The sequence below is a fragment of the Micromonospora sp. GCM10011542 genome (genome assembly GCF_042650685.1).
Taxonomy (GTDB): Bacteria; Actinomycetota; Actinomycetes; order Mycobacteriales; family Micromonosporaceae; genus Micromonospora.
In genome coordinates this window covers 34,151-49,031 of the sequence record NZ_JBHSBO010000033.1, presented here as the reverse complement: position 1 = coordinate 49,031, position 14,881 = coordinate 34,151, and the positions used below count along the sequence as shown (strand labels likewise).

Annotated in this window: 15 protein-coding genes; 13 read left to right on the top strand and 2 right to left on the bottom strand. The window is 74.2% G+C overall.

What is annotated here, in order from left to right; translation table 11 throughout:
• The 5 genes from ACFOW4_RS12240 (at position 1) to ACFOW4_RS12220 (ending at position 6,593) form a co-directional block, all read left to right on the top strand.
• The gene (locus ACFOW4_RS12240) at positions 1–1,752 is read left to right on the top strand and encodes an ABC transporter ATP-binding protein (RefSeq protein ID WP_377527186.1); all 1,752 of its coding nucleotides are present in this window, start codon (positions 1–3) and stop codon (positions 1,750–1,752) included.
• An 86-nt stretch (positions 1,753–1,838) separates the two neighbouring features.
• Positions 1,839–4,130, top strand: a complete 2,292-nt coding sequence (gene secA2, locus ACFOW4_RS12235) for an accessory Sec system translocase SecA2 (RefSeq protein ID WP_377527183.1) — start codon at positions 1,839–1,841, stop codon at positions 4,128–4,130.
• 189 nt (positions 4,131–4,319) lie between these two features.
• On the top strand, positions 4,320–5,060 hold the full coding sequence (locus ACFOW4_RS12230) for a GAF and ANTAR domain-containing protein (protein WP_377527180.1): 741 nt from the start codon (positions 4,320–4,322) through the stop codon (positions 5,058–5,060).
• A 210-nt stretch (positions 5,061–5,270) separates the two neighbouring features.
• Positions 5,271–5,771 (top strand): DUF2231 domain-containing protein, encoded by a 501-nt coding sequence (locus ACFOW4_RS12225; RefSeq protein WP_377527177.1) that lies wholly within the window; start codon positions 5,271–5,273, stop codon positions 5,769–5,771.
• Between the two features lie 63 nt (positions 5,772–5,834).
• Positions 5,835–6,593 (top strand): class I SAM-dependent methyltransferase, encoded by a 759-nt coding sequence (locus ACFOW4_RS12220; protein WP_377527174.1) that lies wholly within the window; start codon positions 5,835–5,837, stop codon positions 6,591–6,593.
• 12 nt (positions 6,594–6,605) lie between these two features.
• On the opposite strand, the gene ACFOW4_RS12215 is transcribed toward ACFOW4_RS12220, so the two are convergent.
• Positions 6,606–7,556 (bottom strand): DUF3500 domain-containing protein, encoded by a 951-nt coding sequence (locus ACFOW4_RS12215; protein ID WP_377527172.1) that lies wholly within the window; start codon positions 7,554–7,556, stop codon positions 6,606–6,608.
• A gap of 117 nt (positions 7,557–7,673) precedes the next feature.
• Here ACFOW4_RS12215 and ACFOW4_RS12210 point away from each other — a divergent pair, with 117 nt between their 5' ends.
• The 6 genes from ACFOW4_RS12210 (at position 7,674) to ACFOW4_RS12185 (ending at position 12,147) form a co-directional block, all read left to right on the top strand.
• Positions 7,674–8,051 (top strand): signal peptidase I, encoded by a 378-nt coding sequence (locus ACFOW4_RS12210; RefSeq protein ID WP_377527169.1) that lies wholly within the window; start codon positions 7,674–7,676, stop codon positions 8,049–8,051.
• A 552-nt stretch (positions 8,052–8,603) separates the two neighbouring features.
• Complete coding sequence (locus ACFOW4_RS12205; RefSeq protein ID WP_377527166.1) at positions 8,604–9,209, top strand: winged helix-turn-helix domain-containing protein; 606 nt, start codon at positions 8,604–8,606, stop codon at positions 9,207–9,209.
• Between the two features lie 36 nt (positions 9,210–9,245).
• Positions 9,246–9,899 (top strand): uridine kinase, encoded by a 654-nt coding sequence (locus ACFOW4_RS12200; protein WP_377527164.1) that lies wholly within the window; start codon positions 9,246–9,248, stop codon positions 9,897–9,899.
• Positions 9,900–10,058: 159 nt separating this feature from the next.
• Complete coding sequence (locus ACFOW4_RS12195; protein ID WP_377527162.1) at positions 10,059–10,457, top strand: TraR/DksA family transcriptional regulator; 399 nt, start codon at positions 10,059–10,061, stop codon at positions 10,455–10,457.
• Between the two features lie 48 nt (positions 10,458–10,505).
• The gene (locus ACFOW4_RS12190) at positions 10,506–11,375 is read left to right on the top strand and encodes a DUF72 domain-containing protein (protein WP_377527161.1); all 870 of its coding nucleotides are present in this window, start codon (positions 10,506–10,508) and stop codon (positions 11,373–11,375) included.
• 343 nt (positions 11,376–11,718) lie between these two features.
• Positions 11,719–12,147 carry a DUF2267 domain-containing protein gene (locus ACFOW4_RS12185; protein ID WP_377527159.1) on the top strand — a complete coding sequence of 143 codons (429 nt, stop codon included), beginning with the start codon at positions 11,719–11,721 and terminating at the stop codon, positions 12,145–12,147.
• A gap of 34 nt (positions 12,148–12,181) precedes the next feature.
• Here the strand turns inward: ACFOW4_RS12185 and ACFOW4_RS12180 are convergent, their stop codons facing one another.
• Positions 12,182–13,006 (bottom strand): DUF72 domain-containing protein, encoded by an 825-nt coding sequence (locus tag ACFOW4_RS12180; RefSeq protein ID WP_377527157.1) that lies wholly within the window; start codon positions 13,004–13,006, stop codon positions 12,182–12,184.
• A 264-nt stretch (positions 13,007–13,270) separates the two neighbouring features.
• On the opposite strand from ACFOW4_RS12180, the gene ACFOW4_RS12175 reads away from it, so the two are divergent.
• Together ACFOW4_RS12175 and ACFOW4_RS12170 are read left to right on the top strand one after the other, a co-directional pair.
• Positions 13,271–13,561, top strand: a complete 291-nt coding sequence (locus ACFOW4_RS12175; RefSeq protein WP_377527155.1) for a hypothetical protein — start codon at positions 13,271–13,273, stop codon at positions 13,559–13,561.
• 10 nt (positions 13,562–13,571) lie between these two features.
• Positions 13,572–14,846, top strand: a complete 1,275-nt coding sequence (locus ACFOW4_RS12170; RefSeq protein ID WP_377527152.1) for a cupin domain-containing protein — start codon at positions 13,572–13,574, stop codon at positions 14,844–14,846.
• Positions 14,847–14,881 lie beyond the last annotated feature (35 nt).

The following is a 14,881-nucleotide window of genomic DNA, read 5'->3' as shown; positions in this document are numbered from 1 at the left end:
ATGAGCACCCGTGAGGACCGGCCGGTCGGCCTGGCCGCCCTGCTGCCGTACCTGCGCGCCCACCGCGGCACCCTCGCCGTGGTGGGCGCGCTCTCGCTGGCCGGGGCGGCGGCGTCGCTGGCGCAGCCGCTGCTCACCCGCGCGGTGCTCGACCGGGTGAGCACAGCCCAGGGGGTGTCGAGGCTGGTGGCGGTGCTGGTCGCCCTGGTGGTGGTCAGCGCGGCGATCGGTGGGTTGCGCGACTACCTGCTGCAACGCACCGCCGAGGGCCTGGTGCTGGGCACCCGGCGCCGGCTGGCCGGGCACCTGCTGCGGCTGCCGATCGCCGAGTACGACCGCCGGCGCACCGGCGACCTGCTCTCCCGGGTGGGCTCGGACACCACCCTGCTGCGCGCGGTGGTCACCTCCGGGCTCTTCGAGACCGTCACCGGGGCGGTCATGGTGCTCGGCGCCGGCACCGCGATGGTGCTGCTCGACCCGCTGCTGTTCGGCGTCACCCTGCTCGGGGTGGCCCTCGGGCTGGGCTTCGCGGCGACCTTCGCCCGGCGGGTCCGGGCCCTCGCCCGGGCCGCGCAGGAGCGGATCGGCGAGATGACCTCCGCGGTCGAGCGGGCCATCTCGTCGGCCCGGACCATCCGGGCCAGCCGGGCCGAGACCCGCGAGGCGGAGACGGTCACCGGCAGCGCCCGGGCGGCGTACGACGCGGGGCTGCGGGTGGCCCGGGTGCAGGCGGTGGTCGGACCGACCGGCACGGTCACCGTGCAGGGTGCGTTCCTGCTGGTACTGGGCATCGGCGGGGCCCGGGTGGCCGCCGGGGCGATCACCGTCGGCGACCTGGTGGCCTTCGTCATGTACCTGTTCTTCCTGGCCCTGCCGCTCGGGCAGGCGCTGCACGCGTACGCCCAGTTGCAGACCGGCCTGGGCGCGCTGCAACGGATCGAGGAGATCCTCGGCGTACCGGCGGAGGGCGTGGACGACCGGTCGGCGCCGGCCGCCGCCACGGCCACCCCGCGCCATCCCACCCCGATGATCGAATTCGACCGGGTGGCGTTCGGCTACCCGGGCGGCCGGCCGGTGCTGCACGAGGTCAGCTTCGCGGTGCCGGAAGGCACCCGTACCGCCCTGGTCGGCCCCTCCGGCGCCGGCAAGTCGACGCTGCTGGCCCTGGTCGAGCGCTTCTACGAGGTCACCGCCGGAGCGGTGCGGGTGGCCGGGACCGACGTGCGAGACCTGCCCCGCGACGCGCTGCGCGCCCGGCTCGGCTACGTCGAGCAGGAGGCGCCGGTGCTGGCCGGCACCCTGCGGGAGAACCTGCTGATCACCGCACCGGCCGCCACCGACGACCAGTTGCGCACCGTGCTGGACGAGGTCAACCTCGCCCACCTGGCCGAGCGCGCCCCCGAGGGCCTGGACGTGCAGGTGGGGGAGGGCGGGGTGCTGCTCTCCGGCGGCGAACGGCAGCGGCTGGCGATCGCCCGGGCGCTGCTGGCCGGTCCTCCGGTGCTGCTGCTCGACGAGCCGACCAGCAACCTCGACGCGCGCAACGAGGCCGCGCTGCGCCGAGCCATCGACGCGGTGGCCGTCCGCCGGACCCTGTTGATCGTGGCGCACCGGCTCGCCACCGTGGTCGACGCCGACCAGATCGTGGTCCTCGACGGCGGCCGGGTGGTCGCCGTCGGCACCCACGACGAGCTGACCGCCAGCGACCCGCTCTACCGCGAGCTGGCCACCCACCAGCTGCTGGTCGGCTGACCCTCCGATATTCCCGGTCGACATGCCGGCGCCTGGCCGGCGGCCGGGCCGCGCAAGCCGGCTCGAATCGCGTACCGTTGCCGCTCATGGGTGTGTCGCAACGGTTCAAGAGCAGGTTCCGGCGTTTCCTCGAGCGCCCGGGCACGACCGTGGAACTGGCTCCGCTGGAGAAGCTGCTGCCGGCGATCGAGGCGCGCGGGGACGACCTCGCCGCGCTCGACGACGCCGAGCTGACCGAGGCCGCCGGCACCGCCACCGGCTACGAGGAGATCTGCGCGATCGGCCGCGAGGCCGCCCGCCGCGGTCTCGACCAGCGGCCGTACGACGTGCAGCTGCTCGGCGCGATGGCGCTGCTTTCCGGCAAGGTCGCCGAGATGGCCACCGGTGAGGGCAAGACCCTGACCGCGACGATCGCCGCGTACGGGCACGTCCGGCTCGGAAACGGCCCGGTGCACGTGCTCACCGTCAACGACTACCTGGCCCGCCGTGACGCCCAGTGGATGGAGCCGGTCTACACCCTGCTCGGGCTGACCGTGGGCTGGGTCAACGAGGCCTCCACGCCCCAGGAGCGGCGCGACGCGTACGGCTGCGACGTCACCTACGTCTCGGTCAGCGAGGCGGGCTTCGACTACCTGCGCGACCAGTTGGTCACCGACGTGGAGGACCGCGTCCAGCCGCCGCTGGCCACCGCGATCGTGGACGAGGCCGACTCCATCATGATCGACGAGGCCCGGGTGCCGATGGTGCTCGCCGGCGCCGTCGCGGGCGAGCAGGACCCGGTGCACGCCGCCGCCGCGCTGGTGCGCGGGCTGCGCAGCGGCCGGCACTACACCGTCGCCGAGGACGGGCGCAACGTGGCGTTCACCGCCGCCGGCCTGGCCGCCGTCGAGGCCAAGCTCGGCATCGACCTGTACGACGAGGAGCACGTCGCGCAGCTCTCCGCGGTCAACGTGGCGCTGCACGCCCACGCCCTGCTGCACCGCGACGTGGACTACATCGTCCGCGACGGCTCGGTCGAGCTGATCGACGAGATGCGCGGCCGGGTGGCCCAGCGCCGTCGCTGGCCGGACGGGCTCCAGGCGGCGGTGGAGGCCAAGGAGGGCCTGGACGCCACCGCCGAGGGTGAGGTGCTGGGCACCATCGCCATGCAGGCGTACATCGCGCTCTACCCGAAGGTCTGCGGGATGACCGCGACCGCAGTGCTGGTCGGCGACCAGCTGCGCGAGTTCTTCGGCCTCGAGGTGGCGGTGATCCCACCGAACACCCCCTGCGTGCGCGAGGACGAGCCGGACCGCATCTACGCCACCCGGGCCGAGAAGGAGGAGGCGCTGATCGACGAGATCAAGCGCAACCACGAGCGCGGGCGCCCGGTGCTGGTCGGCACGCTGGACGTCAAGGAGTCCGAGGGGCTGGCCGCCGGCCTGAACGCGGCCGGGGTGCCCTGCGTGGTGCTCAACGCCAAGAACGACGACGAGGAAGCGTCGATCATCGCCGAGGCCGGCGCGTACGGCGCGGTGACCGTCTCCACCCAGATGGCCGGTCGGGGCGTGGACATCCGCCTCGGCGGCAGCGACCAGACCGACCGGGACCGGGTGGCCGAGCTGGGCGGCCTCTACGTGATCGGCAGCGGCCGGCACGACAGCCGCCGGGTCGACGACCAGCTGCGCGGTCGCGCCGGCCGGCAGGGCGACCCCGGTGGCTCGGTCTTCTTCGTCAGCCTGGAGGACGACCTGGTGGTGCTGCACGCCGCCGACGCGGTGCCGCCGTCGCCGCGGATGAACGCCGACGGCCTGGTCACCGACGACGAGGTCGTCTACGCCGTGGAGCACGCACAGCGGGTGGCCGAGGGCGTCAACCACGAGATCCACCGCAACACCTGGCGCTACAGCGTGGTGATCGAGCAGCAGCGCAAGGCCCTCGCCGAGCGGCGGGAGCGGCTGCTGACCAGCGACGTGGCGGCGCTGATGCTGCTGGACCGGGTGCCGGAGAAGGCCGGGGAGATGGACGAGGACCTGCTCGCCCGGGTGGCCCGGTCGATCGCGCTCTACCACCTCGACCGGCTGTGGGCGGAGCACCTCGCCGAGCTGTCCGAGGTCCGCGAGGGCGTGCACCTGCGCGCGCTGGGCCGGCTCGACCCGCTCGACGAGTTCCACCGGGCCGCCGTGCCGGCGTTCAACAACCTGGTCCCGGAGATCGAGGCGCGCACCATCGCCACCTTCACCGAGACCGAATTTGACGAGGACTGGCAGTCGGACGACGGCGCCCTGGTCCGGCCCACCGCCACCTGGACGTACCTGGTGCACGACAACCCGTTCGGCTCCGAGCTGGACCGGTTGATCGCCTCGGTCGGACGGCGGCTCAGCGGCGCCTCCCGCTGACCCGTCCGGGCCGACGCCTTCGGGGTCCGTGCCACGCGCCCACGCGCTGCACGGAACCCGATTTACCCCGTTTCGACCCGGGTTCGTGGGGGTAGTAGGCCGGGTCCGGGGAAGCGGGAGAGAGCAGACGATGACACAGGTGACGGCACCGGCCGAGCGCGCGCCGGGGCGTACGGGGGCTGCGGACCGGTGAATCTGGACATGCGGGAGCCGATGGTGGAAAGCGTCGGCGTCCTGGAGACGGCCGCGCTGTTGCGGGAGTTGACCGCCGGCCTCATCGCAGTGACCGACTTCGATCACGGCCTGCAGGCGCTGGTCCGGATCACCCGGGACGCGGTGGCCGGGGTGCACGGTTGCGGCTTCACCGCCCTGCGCGCCGGCGAACCGGCCAGCGTGGCCGCCTCCGACCCGCGGCTGGCCGGCCTCGACGATCTGCGGCACGGGCCGGACTCTCCGGCGATGAGCGCGATCCGGCGGCGGGAGATGATCCTCTCCGCCGACCTGGCCGGCGAGGTGCGCTGGCCGGCGTGGACGGCGCGGGCCCGCGACCTCGGCGTGCACGGGGTGATCTCCGCGCCGGTGGACATCGACGACCAGGTGATCGGCGCGATCAACCTGTACGCCGGTGCGTCGGACCTGCTCACCCCCCGGCACCAGCTCACCGCGATGCTGCTGGCCGAACACGCCGGTCTGCTGCTCGCCGCCGTCCGCGACCGGGCCCGGCAGGCCACCCAGGCCGGCGAGCGGGACGCCGCCCTGCTGCACGACGGAGTGGTGGGGCAGGCCGTCGGCGTGATCATGACGCAGCGCGGGTGCCCGCCGGCGGAGGCCCTGGAGGTGCTGCGCAGCGCCGCGTCGTCGCTGGACATCCCGCTGCGCGAGGTGGCCGAGCGGCTGGTGCGCACGGTCTCCCGCCAACGCGACTCCTGACGCCGGCCGCTATCCGCTGGCCGGGTCATGATCGCCGCCGTGTCGAGGCATAGGGATGCCGACACGCCCGAGTCCAACCCCTCTGACCTGGATGCCGTCGCCGGCCGCCCGTTCTCGCGGCGGTCGGCGACTCGGGCGGTGTCGTTTCGCCCCGCCGCCGCCCGGGTAGCACCCTGAGCTCGTGAGCTGCGCCGACCCGAGGGAGGACCGATGCAGAGCCGACTGCGGGTGCAGGGGCAACCGATCCAACCGATGCTGGTGACCTTCCCGTACGGACTCTTCGTCAGCGCCACCGTCTTCGACCTGGCCGACGTCGCCGGCGGGCCGGCCTTCCTCGGCGAGGTGGGCTACTGGACGGCGGTGGCCGCCCTGGTCGCCGCCGCGCTGACCGTCGTGGCCGGGATGGTGGACCTGTGGGACGTACCCGGCGACCGGACCCGGCGCACCGCGGTCGCCTTCAATCTGGTGAACACGCTGATGGCCGGCATGTTCCTGCTCGCCTGCCTGATCCGGGCGGACTCCCCGCAACGCGGCGCCTCGGCCGCCATGCTGATCACCGAACTGGTCGCGCTCGCGGTGGGCGGGCTCGGCGTGCGACTGGGTGCCCGCCTGATGCGCCAGTTCGACAAGGGACGGGCCGAGGCGGGCAGCTTCGACGCCCTCGGCGGCGTCGCCACCTCCACCGCCGAGGTCGTCCGCCCCGGCCCCTGAGCCGTCCGGCCACCCACCGCAAATGCTTTGCCGTCCGGCGGGTGGCCGGACAGGCTGGCCGTCGTGGACAGTGAGCGTGACGCCGAGGACCTGATCGCCGAGGGCGCCGCGGCGTCGGTCGACGGCTGGGGTTTCGACTGGCTGGCCGGGCGGGCCACCGAGGAGCGCCCACCCTGGGGGTACGCGCGCCTGCTCGCCGCGCGGATGGCCGACGCCGACGCGGCGCTGGACGTGGACACCGGCGGCGGTGAGGTGCTCGCCGAGGTGCCCAGGCCGCCCCGGCTGCTGGTGGCCACCGAGGGCTGGCCGCCCAACGTGCTCGTCGCCCGGCGCACCCTGGGCCGCCTCGGCGCGACCGTGGTCGCGGTCACGCCGGACGCGCCACTGCCCTTCCGCGACGCTTCCTTCGACCTGGTGGTCAGCCGGCATCCGGTCCGCACCGACTGGGCGGAGACCGCCCGGGTGCTGCGCCCTGGCGGGACGTACCTGTCCCAGCAGATCGGGCCGGGCACCATGCGGGAGCTGAGCGAGGCGATCCTCGGCCCGCTGCCCGCGCCGGCCGAGCGGCACCCGGAGCAGGCGGTGGCCGCCGCGCGGGCCGCCGGGCTGCGGGTGGTCGACCTGCGCCCGGCCACCCTGCGGGCGGTCTTCCACGATGTCGGGGCGGTGGTCTGGTTCCTGCGCAAGGTGGTCTGGACGGTGCCCGGCTTCACCGTGCGGCGCTACCGCCCGCAACTGCTCGCCCTGCATCACCGCATCCGCGCCGAGGGCCCCTTCGTGGCGTACGCCCGACGCTTCCTGATCGAGGCCCACCGCCCCTGACCGTCGCCGACGTCAGTGGGGGTGGGACCGGTGGTGGGTGGCCAGGACGTCGGCGCCGAAGTCGCTGGCGGGGCGGCGCAGCACGGTGTGGGCGTGGTTGCCGTCGTCGGTGGTGTTGTCGTACTCGATCAGCAGGTCGTCGCCCTGCACCCGGTAGTAGTGCCGCTGCCCCGCCCGGGTGGGGCCAGCCCAGGCGAAGTGCAGCTGGCCGCCGTCGAGCCGGCGTGCCTCCCGGATCGCCAGCTCCGGGGGCAGCCGGTCCAGGTAGAGCGCGACGAGGTGGTCGAGCAGCGCCCGGCCGGTGGGTCCGAGCCGGTCCGCGGGTACGCCGAGCGGCTCCAGCGGCGCGTCCACCCGGGCCCGGGTGGCGCTGATGATGTCCCCGGGCGCCTCGTCGGCGATGATCGCCGCGGCCCGCCCGGCCGGGTCCATCGCGTCGAGCAGGGCCCGGGCCAGGTCCTCCTCCACGCCGAGTGGCCGGGAGACGGGACGGCCGGCGTACCGGACCGCGGCCGGGTTGGCGCCGAAGAAGATCGGGGCGGGGGAGACCTGGTCGTCCACCACGGTCATGCTGACCGACAAGTGGTGTCCCTCCAGGCGCCACGCCCACCGGTCGTCGCGCCCCGGGTCGCCGAAGACGCTGACCCAGTAGTCGCCGCTGTGCCGGCCGCGCCGCCACCCCTCGGCCCGGTCGAGCACCTCCTCGAGCGCGACGATCGCCATCGCCTGTGCGTACGCCGGCGGGCTGAGCGCGGTGGCCAGCAGCCGGTGCGCGGCCTTGCGCCCGGCGACGTCCAGCTCGGCCAGGCAGGCGCCGGGCCGGGGGCGGGGCCGGTACTCCAGCCAGCGCCGGGCCGCCTCGTCGTCGAATTCGTGGGTCGCGCGGTCGCGCGCCGCCGGGTCCAGCGCGGCCAGCAGCGCGGTGCCGGCGGCGCGCATCTGCTCGGGCAGGGGATCTTCCACCGACCCTGTATACCGGCCCGGCGGTGCCCGCGTCAGTCGGTGCGCGGCAGTGCGGTCCTCTCGGGCACGCCCGTCCGCGTCCTGATAGGTTGCTCGGCCGGCGCGAGGGGAGGTCCGATGGACGAGACGGTGTACGTGGGCAACGCCGGCGTCGACGGGGCCACCAACGCGGGGTGGCTGCTGGGGCACTTCGCGCCGCCGGGGGAGATCCGGCACAGCACCGACGTCGAGGTGAAGTGGGGCGTGCACCGGCCCGGCGAGGCTCGTTCGCGGTGGGCGACGGGGGAGCGCCGCACCACGCTGCTCGTGCTGGTGCACGGTCTCTTCCGCGTCGAGCTGCCGGACCGGACGGTACGGCTGGCCGCGCCGGGCGACTACGTGGTGTGGGCCCGCGGTGTGGACCACTCGTGGTACGCCGAGCACGAGTCGGTGGTGCTGACCGTGCGCTGGCCGTCGGTGCCCGGCTACCGGGTCGACCCTCCGGTGCTGCGCTGAGCCACCCGTCCGGCCGCGCCTGGCGTCCCGAGGCGTGGAATTACCTACTAAACCCATAGGCTTTACCGGCTAGAGTGGGGCATCCGCCGAACGACCCGCTACGGACTCGTCGACGGGCGGCTGCGCATCGCCGAGGTCGCCGAGGCGTGGACCGTACCCGCTGACGGCGGTGTGCTCGGCGCGGCGGACCCGGCTGCGGGGGCGCCGCGCCGACGCCTTCCGGACCGGGGCCCGGTGCCGGGACACGTACGTTCCAGTTGGGAGCGTGCCCGCACCGCCACCCGGTCGCGTGAATCGGGCTCATTCCGCTCATCGATTCCGCCGCGGCGGTCAAGGTGAACCGGGCGGGCACCCCCCGTATCGGGTCATCTTCACGGCTCTGCTGTAATCATCAGGCTTCGTACGCAGAGCGAGCACTTGGCTCCGATGTGTTCGTCAATTGTCACATTCATGCAACGCAGCCGCCCCTTGACCCTCGCACACGTGCCGGGAAGCATCGATGAAGCGGCGTCCCGGGCCGTGGGGAGTCACCCGGACCAGCCAAGGAGGACCATGTCGGTCAGCCCCGCCTCGTCGCGCGCCGGATGGCATACGTCCCAACCCGCGGTCCCCGGTCGACCCCCAGGCGGCCAGCGCCGCCCGGCGAACACCGCCACCGCCGTGTTCACCGTGACGCTCTCCATCCCGTTGGCGTGTGAGGAGTCGCTGACCCCGCCGGCCCGCCGCCTCCTCGAGGCCGCCCGCGAGATGCTGGAGCGCGGCGAGGCGGTCGTCGCCACCACCGTCCCCGCCGAACGCCGCCCCGACCCGGTGCCGGCCGGCCGTACGCCGGCACGGGCGCTGAGCCCCACCATCCCCGCTCTGCACATCCTCGCGTCGTCCCGGTCGGTGCTGCGCGACGGCGAGCCGCTGCCGCTGACCCGACTGGAGTTCGACCTGCTGCTGCACCTGGTCGCCCACCCCCGGCGGGTGTTCACCCGGCTGCAACTGCTCAACGCCGTGTGGGGCTACGAGCACGCCGGCGTCCGCACCGTCGACGTGCACGTCCGCCGGCTGCGCGGCAAGGTCGGCGTGGACGTCCCACTCGTCACCACCGTCTACGGAGTGGGCTACCGCCTCGCCGACGACGCCCGCGTCACCATTGACCGCACCGGCTGACCCGCCGACGAGATCGCGGCGGGGCAGGATGGTCCGGTGCGGATCCGACCCATCACCCCCGAACTCCTCGTCACCGAACTGACCGGTCGGCTGGCCGACGGCGCCGCCCGGGCCGGCGCCGACGGCGGGCGGTTGCGGGTGGGGGTGGACGGCGCGCCCGCCGCCGGCCCGGACGAGCTGGCCGCCGCGCTCGTCGACCCGCTGCGCGCCGCGGGCCGTCCGGTGCTGCACGTACGCGCCGCCGACTTCCTGCGGCCCGCGTCGCTGCGCTTCGAGCACGGACGCACCAACCCCGACTCCTACTACGAGGGCTGGGTGGACGAGGCCGGGCTGCGCCGCGAGGTCCTCGACCCGGCCGGTCGCGGCGGCTCCGGGCTGCTGCTGCCCTCGCTGTGGGACGCCGCCGCCGACCGGGCCAGCCGGGCTCGTCACGTCGACCTGCCGACCGGTGGCGTGGTGCTGGTCAGCGGCGCGCTGCTGCTCGGCGGCGGGCTGCCCTTCGACGTCAGCGTCCACGTGGAGCTCTCCCCGGCGGCGTTGCGCCGGCGCACCGACCCGGGGCAAGAGTGGACCCTGCCGGCCTTCGACCGCTACGCCGAGGAGGTCGCGCCGGCCAGCTTCGCCGACGTGGTGGTGCGGGCCGACGACCGCCGCCGCCCCGCGCTCGTGGAGCCCGATCCGGCCGGCTGAGCGGGCACCGGAAAATTCCCCGGTTTGATCGACTCTCCCGGTGGGTACTCGCCCGGCTCACAGAGCGCGGGTGACCGCCCGCGCACCAGACGCGACCGTGACCGGGGCCGGTGCCACCGGCACCCCGGTTGACCTGAGGCCCAGGAAAGGCAGGCAGCGATGCTCGTCCAAGACACGGTCGGCACGGGCCGTCCCCAGGCGGAGACCGACCAGATCCGGCTCTCCCTCCAGGCGCGCTACGACGAGCTGTCGGCGGAGTACGAGCAGGCCGTGCTGCAAAGCCAGGTGCTGCGGCTCGTCGAGGTGGGCGACACCGCCGGTGACGACCAGGCCGACAGCGGCACCAAGACGGCGGAACGGGACACCGCGCAGTCGCTGCTGCGGACGATCCTCGACCGCCGCGCCCAGTACGAGCACGCCCTGAGCCGGCTGGACGAGGGCACCTACGGCTGGTGCGAGGGCTGCTCGGCGGCCATCCCGGTGGAGCGGCTGGAGATCTTCCCCTCCGCCACGACCTGCGTGACGTGCAAGCAGACCCGGGAGCGTCGGGCCGCCTGACCGACGCCAGCGGTTGCCGGTCGGTCCGCGACGCGATGGACTCCACCCATGGGTGACATCCTGGTGGGGACCGCGTCCTGGACCGACCGCACACTGCTCGACTCGGGCTGGTACCCGCAGACCGCCGACAACCCGGAGAAGCGGCTGGCGTACTACGCCAGGAAGTTCCCGCTGGTCGAGGTGGACGCCACCTACTACGCGCCGCCGGCCGAGGCGACCGCGCGGCTCTGGGCCGAGCGCACCCCGGCCGGGTTCACCTTCAACGTCAAGGCGTTCAGCCTGCTCACCGGCCACCCCACCCGGGTCGGTGCCCTCTACAAGGACCTGCGGCCGGACACCGAGAAGAAGAACATCTACCCCGACGACCTGCCCGCGCAGGCGTACGAGGAGGTGTGGACGCGCTTCCTGTCCGCCCTGGACCCGCTGGTCGAGGCGGGCAAGTTGGGTGCGCTGCTGTTCCAGTTCCCGCCCTGGTTCACCATCAAGCGGGACAACAAGCAGTACCTGCTGGAGGTGGCGAAGCGCTGCGCGCCGCTGCGGCCGGTGTACGAGTTCCGGCACGCCTCCTGGTTCGACGGCGCCAACGCCGACGAGACGCTGGCCTTCCTACGCCAGCACCGGCTGCCGTACGTGGGCGTGGACATGCCGCAGGGGCACCGATCGTCGCTGCCGCCGATCCTGGCCGCCACCGCGGACCTCGCGGTGGTGCGCTTCCACGGGCACAGCGACAAGTGGACCAGCAAGGACATCCACGAGAAGTTCGGCTACCGCTACTCGGAGAAGGAACTGGCCGACTGGGCGCCGAAGCTGCGCGAACTGGCCGACTCCGCCGAGCGGACGCACGTCCTCATGAACAACTGCTACCGCGACTACGCGCAGCGCAACGGGCAGCAGTTGCAGGCGCTCCTGGAGGGGTGAACGGGCCTACTGCGCGTCGCGTCGGGTGACGAGAGCGGCCAGGCTGTGGGCGCCGACAGTTCACCCGGTTCGGGTGGGGCCACGTCACCCATCTGCCCGGCAGGGTGGCAGGAGCGTGCGGCCGCGGACGCGGTCGTCGCCGGTGACGACACGGAGGTGACACCAATGGCGGTTCGGTTGGTGGCGGATCGACGGCGTGGCGCCGTCCTGCACGTGGTCGGCACGGCCGACGGTGGGCGACGAACACCGCAGGGCACTCCGGTACGGGCCCGACGCGGCCCGGTGGGCCCGCCGCGGCGCGACGACGAGCGACGGTGGGAATTTCAGGAGGGAGGGTCGACCGATGGCTGACACCTTGATTTCGGCGTTCGAGTCCTCGTTGGACAAGACCAACCTCATCCTCAAGGACATCGAGAACGCCTACGGGTGGCCGAAGGACCAGCGCAACCAGTCGTACGCGGCGTTGCGTACGGTGCTGCACCTGCTGCGCGACCGGATGCCGGTGCAGGAGAGCGTGGAGTTCGCGCAGCAGTTGCCGGTGCTGGTCCGAGGGATCTACTTCGACGGCTGGAACCCCTCGAACGTGCCGATCAAGCTCAACCGCGACGACTTCCTGTACGAGGTCCGCCAGGGCTTCCCGTACGACGTGGAGGGCGGTCCGGAGAAGGTGGCGCAGGTGGTGCTCGACACCCTGCGTCGGCACGTGACCCAGGGCGAGTGGCAGGACGTCAAGGAGACCATGCCCAGCGACCTGGCGAAGATGCTGCCCTGACGTCCGAGCCCGGTGGCTGGCGGCACGTCCCGCGTCAGCCGCCGGGCGCGTCCGCGCCGACCGGCCCGGCACCGGAGGTGTCCCCACCGGTCGGCACCCGGGACACCGGATGGCCGGCCCGGCGGGCCAGCCCGGCGAAGGTGATCGCGTCCACGATGGCGGCACCGCCCGGGTCGTTGTTGAAGTAGACGTACGCCGGCTCGTCCGGGCCGAAGGAGTCGGCCAGCCGGCGCACCCAGGAGCCCAGCGCGGTGCGGCCGTACCGCGGCCAGGGCCGCGCCCGCCCCTCGTGCAGCCGCAGGTAGCCGAAGTCGGTGGTACGCCACCGGGGCGCCACCGGCCGCCCCAGCCGGTCCGCCCAGACCAGCGCCGCCCGTCGGCGCTCCAGCACCGCCCGGGTGGCGTCGGTCCACCACGACGGGTGCCGCGGCTCGACCGCCACCCGCACGTCGGCCGGGAAGAGGCGCAGCGTCGCGTCCAGCGCGTCGACGTCGGCGCGCAGGTTGGGCGGCAGTTGCAGCAGCACCGGGCCGAGCCGGTCGCCGAGCGCGGTGGCCCGGCCGAGGAACCGCGCCACCGGCTCCGCCGGGTCACGCAGGCGCTTGATGTGGGTCAGGTAGCGGCTCATCTTCACCGCCACGCAGAAATCCCCGGGGGTACGCGCCCGCCAGGCGGCGAAGGTGTCCCGCTCCGGCAGCCGGTAGAAGGCGTTGTTGACCTCCACGGTCGCGAACCCCGCGGCGAAGTGCTCCAACCAGAGCCGCTGCGGCAGCCGCTCCGGATAGAACCGGCCCCGCCAGTCCCGGTACTGCCAGCCGGAGGTGCCCACCAGGATCACCGCGACCTCCCGTCGGGCCACCTCGTCACCGTCCGCGTCACCGCTCCATCCTGGCACCGGTGCCGCCGGCACGCTCAGCAGCGCGGGCCGCCGCCCAACGGCCCGACCGGGGTGCGTCCCCGCCCGCGCCGCCTCACCACCAGCCTTGGTCGAGCCCTCGCGAACCGCCCGTGCCGTCCCGATTCGGCGTCTACGGTGTGGGTTAGAGAAGATCGCGCGTGGGGTACCACCCGCTGCACGACGGACCCCGGCGTACGGCGGGGCGGCACACCCGAGGGAGTACCGATGGCACTCAACGACGACGACATGCAGACCACGGGCGGCGGCGGCCTGGAGGGCCCGGCCGACGGCGGTGCGACCCCGGGCCACCAGGACGGCGGCGCCGACGGTGGCGCCGACCGCGGTGCCGAGCGGGGCGCCGACCAGGGCGCCGACCGGGGCGCCGAGGGTCCGGCCGACGGTGGTGCGACGCCGGGCCAGCAGGACGGTGGCGCCGACGGTGGCGCGGAGGGCCCCGCCGACGGCGGTGCCACCCCGGGTCACCAGGACGGCGGCGCCGACGGCAGCGCCCGGTAGCGGCACCGTCGTGACGCACCTCGATCCGCCGGGCGGCCACGGCCGCCCGGCGGTTCCGTCCGCGACCGGCGCCGCGGCGCTGGCGCGCTGCGTCTCGGTCGAGCCGGCCAAGTTCGCCGCCGCGCACTGGGGGCACACCCCGCTGCTGTCGCGCGCCGCCGAACTGCCCGACCCGCCCGGCTTCACCGACCTGTTCAGCCCCGCCGACGCCGACGAGCTGCTCAGCCGGCGCGGCCTGCGTACCCCGTTCCTGCGCATCGCCAAGGACGGTCAGCTCGTGCCGGCGGCGCGCTGGACCGGCGGCGGCGGCGCCGGCGCCGAGATCGGTGACCAGGTGCTCGACGAACGGGTCCTGGAGCAGTACGCCGGCGGCGCCACCCTGGTGTTACAGGGTCTGCACCGGCTCTGGCCGCCACTTGTCGACTTCGCCCGCGACCTGGGTCTCGCGCTCGGCCAGCCGTTGCAGGTCAACGCCTACCTCACGCCGGCCGGCAACCAGGGCTTCGCCACCCACTACGACACCCACGACGTCTTCGTGCTCCAGGTGGACGGCCGCAAGCACTGGCGCATCCACCCGCCGCTGCTGCCCGACCCGCTGGAGAAGCAGACCTGGGGCGGACGCGCCGACGAGGTGTCCGCCACCGCCCAGGGCCCCGCCGCGCTGGACGTGGTGCTCGCCCCCGGCGACGCCCTCTACCTGCCCAGAGGCTGGCTGCACAGCGCGCAGGCGCAGGAGGCCAGCTCACTGCACCTGACCGTGGGCATCCGCGCGCTGACCCGCTACGCCCTGGTCGAGGAGCTGCTCGCGCTGGCCGCCGAGGACCGCCGGCTGCGCGCCAGCCTGCCCTTCGGCACCGACGTCGCCGACCCGGACGCCATCGAACCGGAACTGACCGAGACGGTCGAGGCGCTGCGGGACTGGCTGCTGCGCGCCGACCCGGCCGCCGTCGCGGCCCGGCTACGGCAACGGGCCTGGCCGGCCGCCCGCCCAGCGCCGATCCGTCCGCTGGCCCAGGCCAACGCACTGGCCACGCTGGACGCCGACACGCGGCTGGCCCTGCGCCCGGGCCTGCGCTGGCAGCTTGTCCCGCACGGGCCGGACACGGTGGCGCTGCGGCTGTTCGACCGCACCATCACCCTGCCGGCCGACTGCGGGCCGGCGGTCCGCGCGCTGCTCACCGGCGCGGTCACGCGGGTCGGGGACCTGCCCGGGCTGCCCGACGACGCCGACCGGATCACCCTGGCCCGTCGGCTGCTCCGCGAGGCGGTAGTTGTGCCGACCTGACTGGACCTACCGGAGCCCGCGCTCGCCGGGCGCCT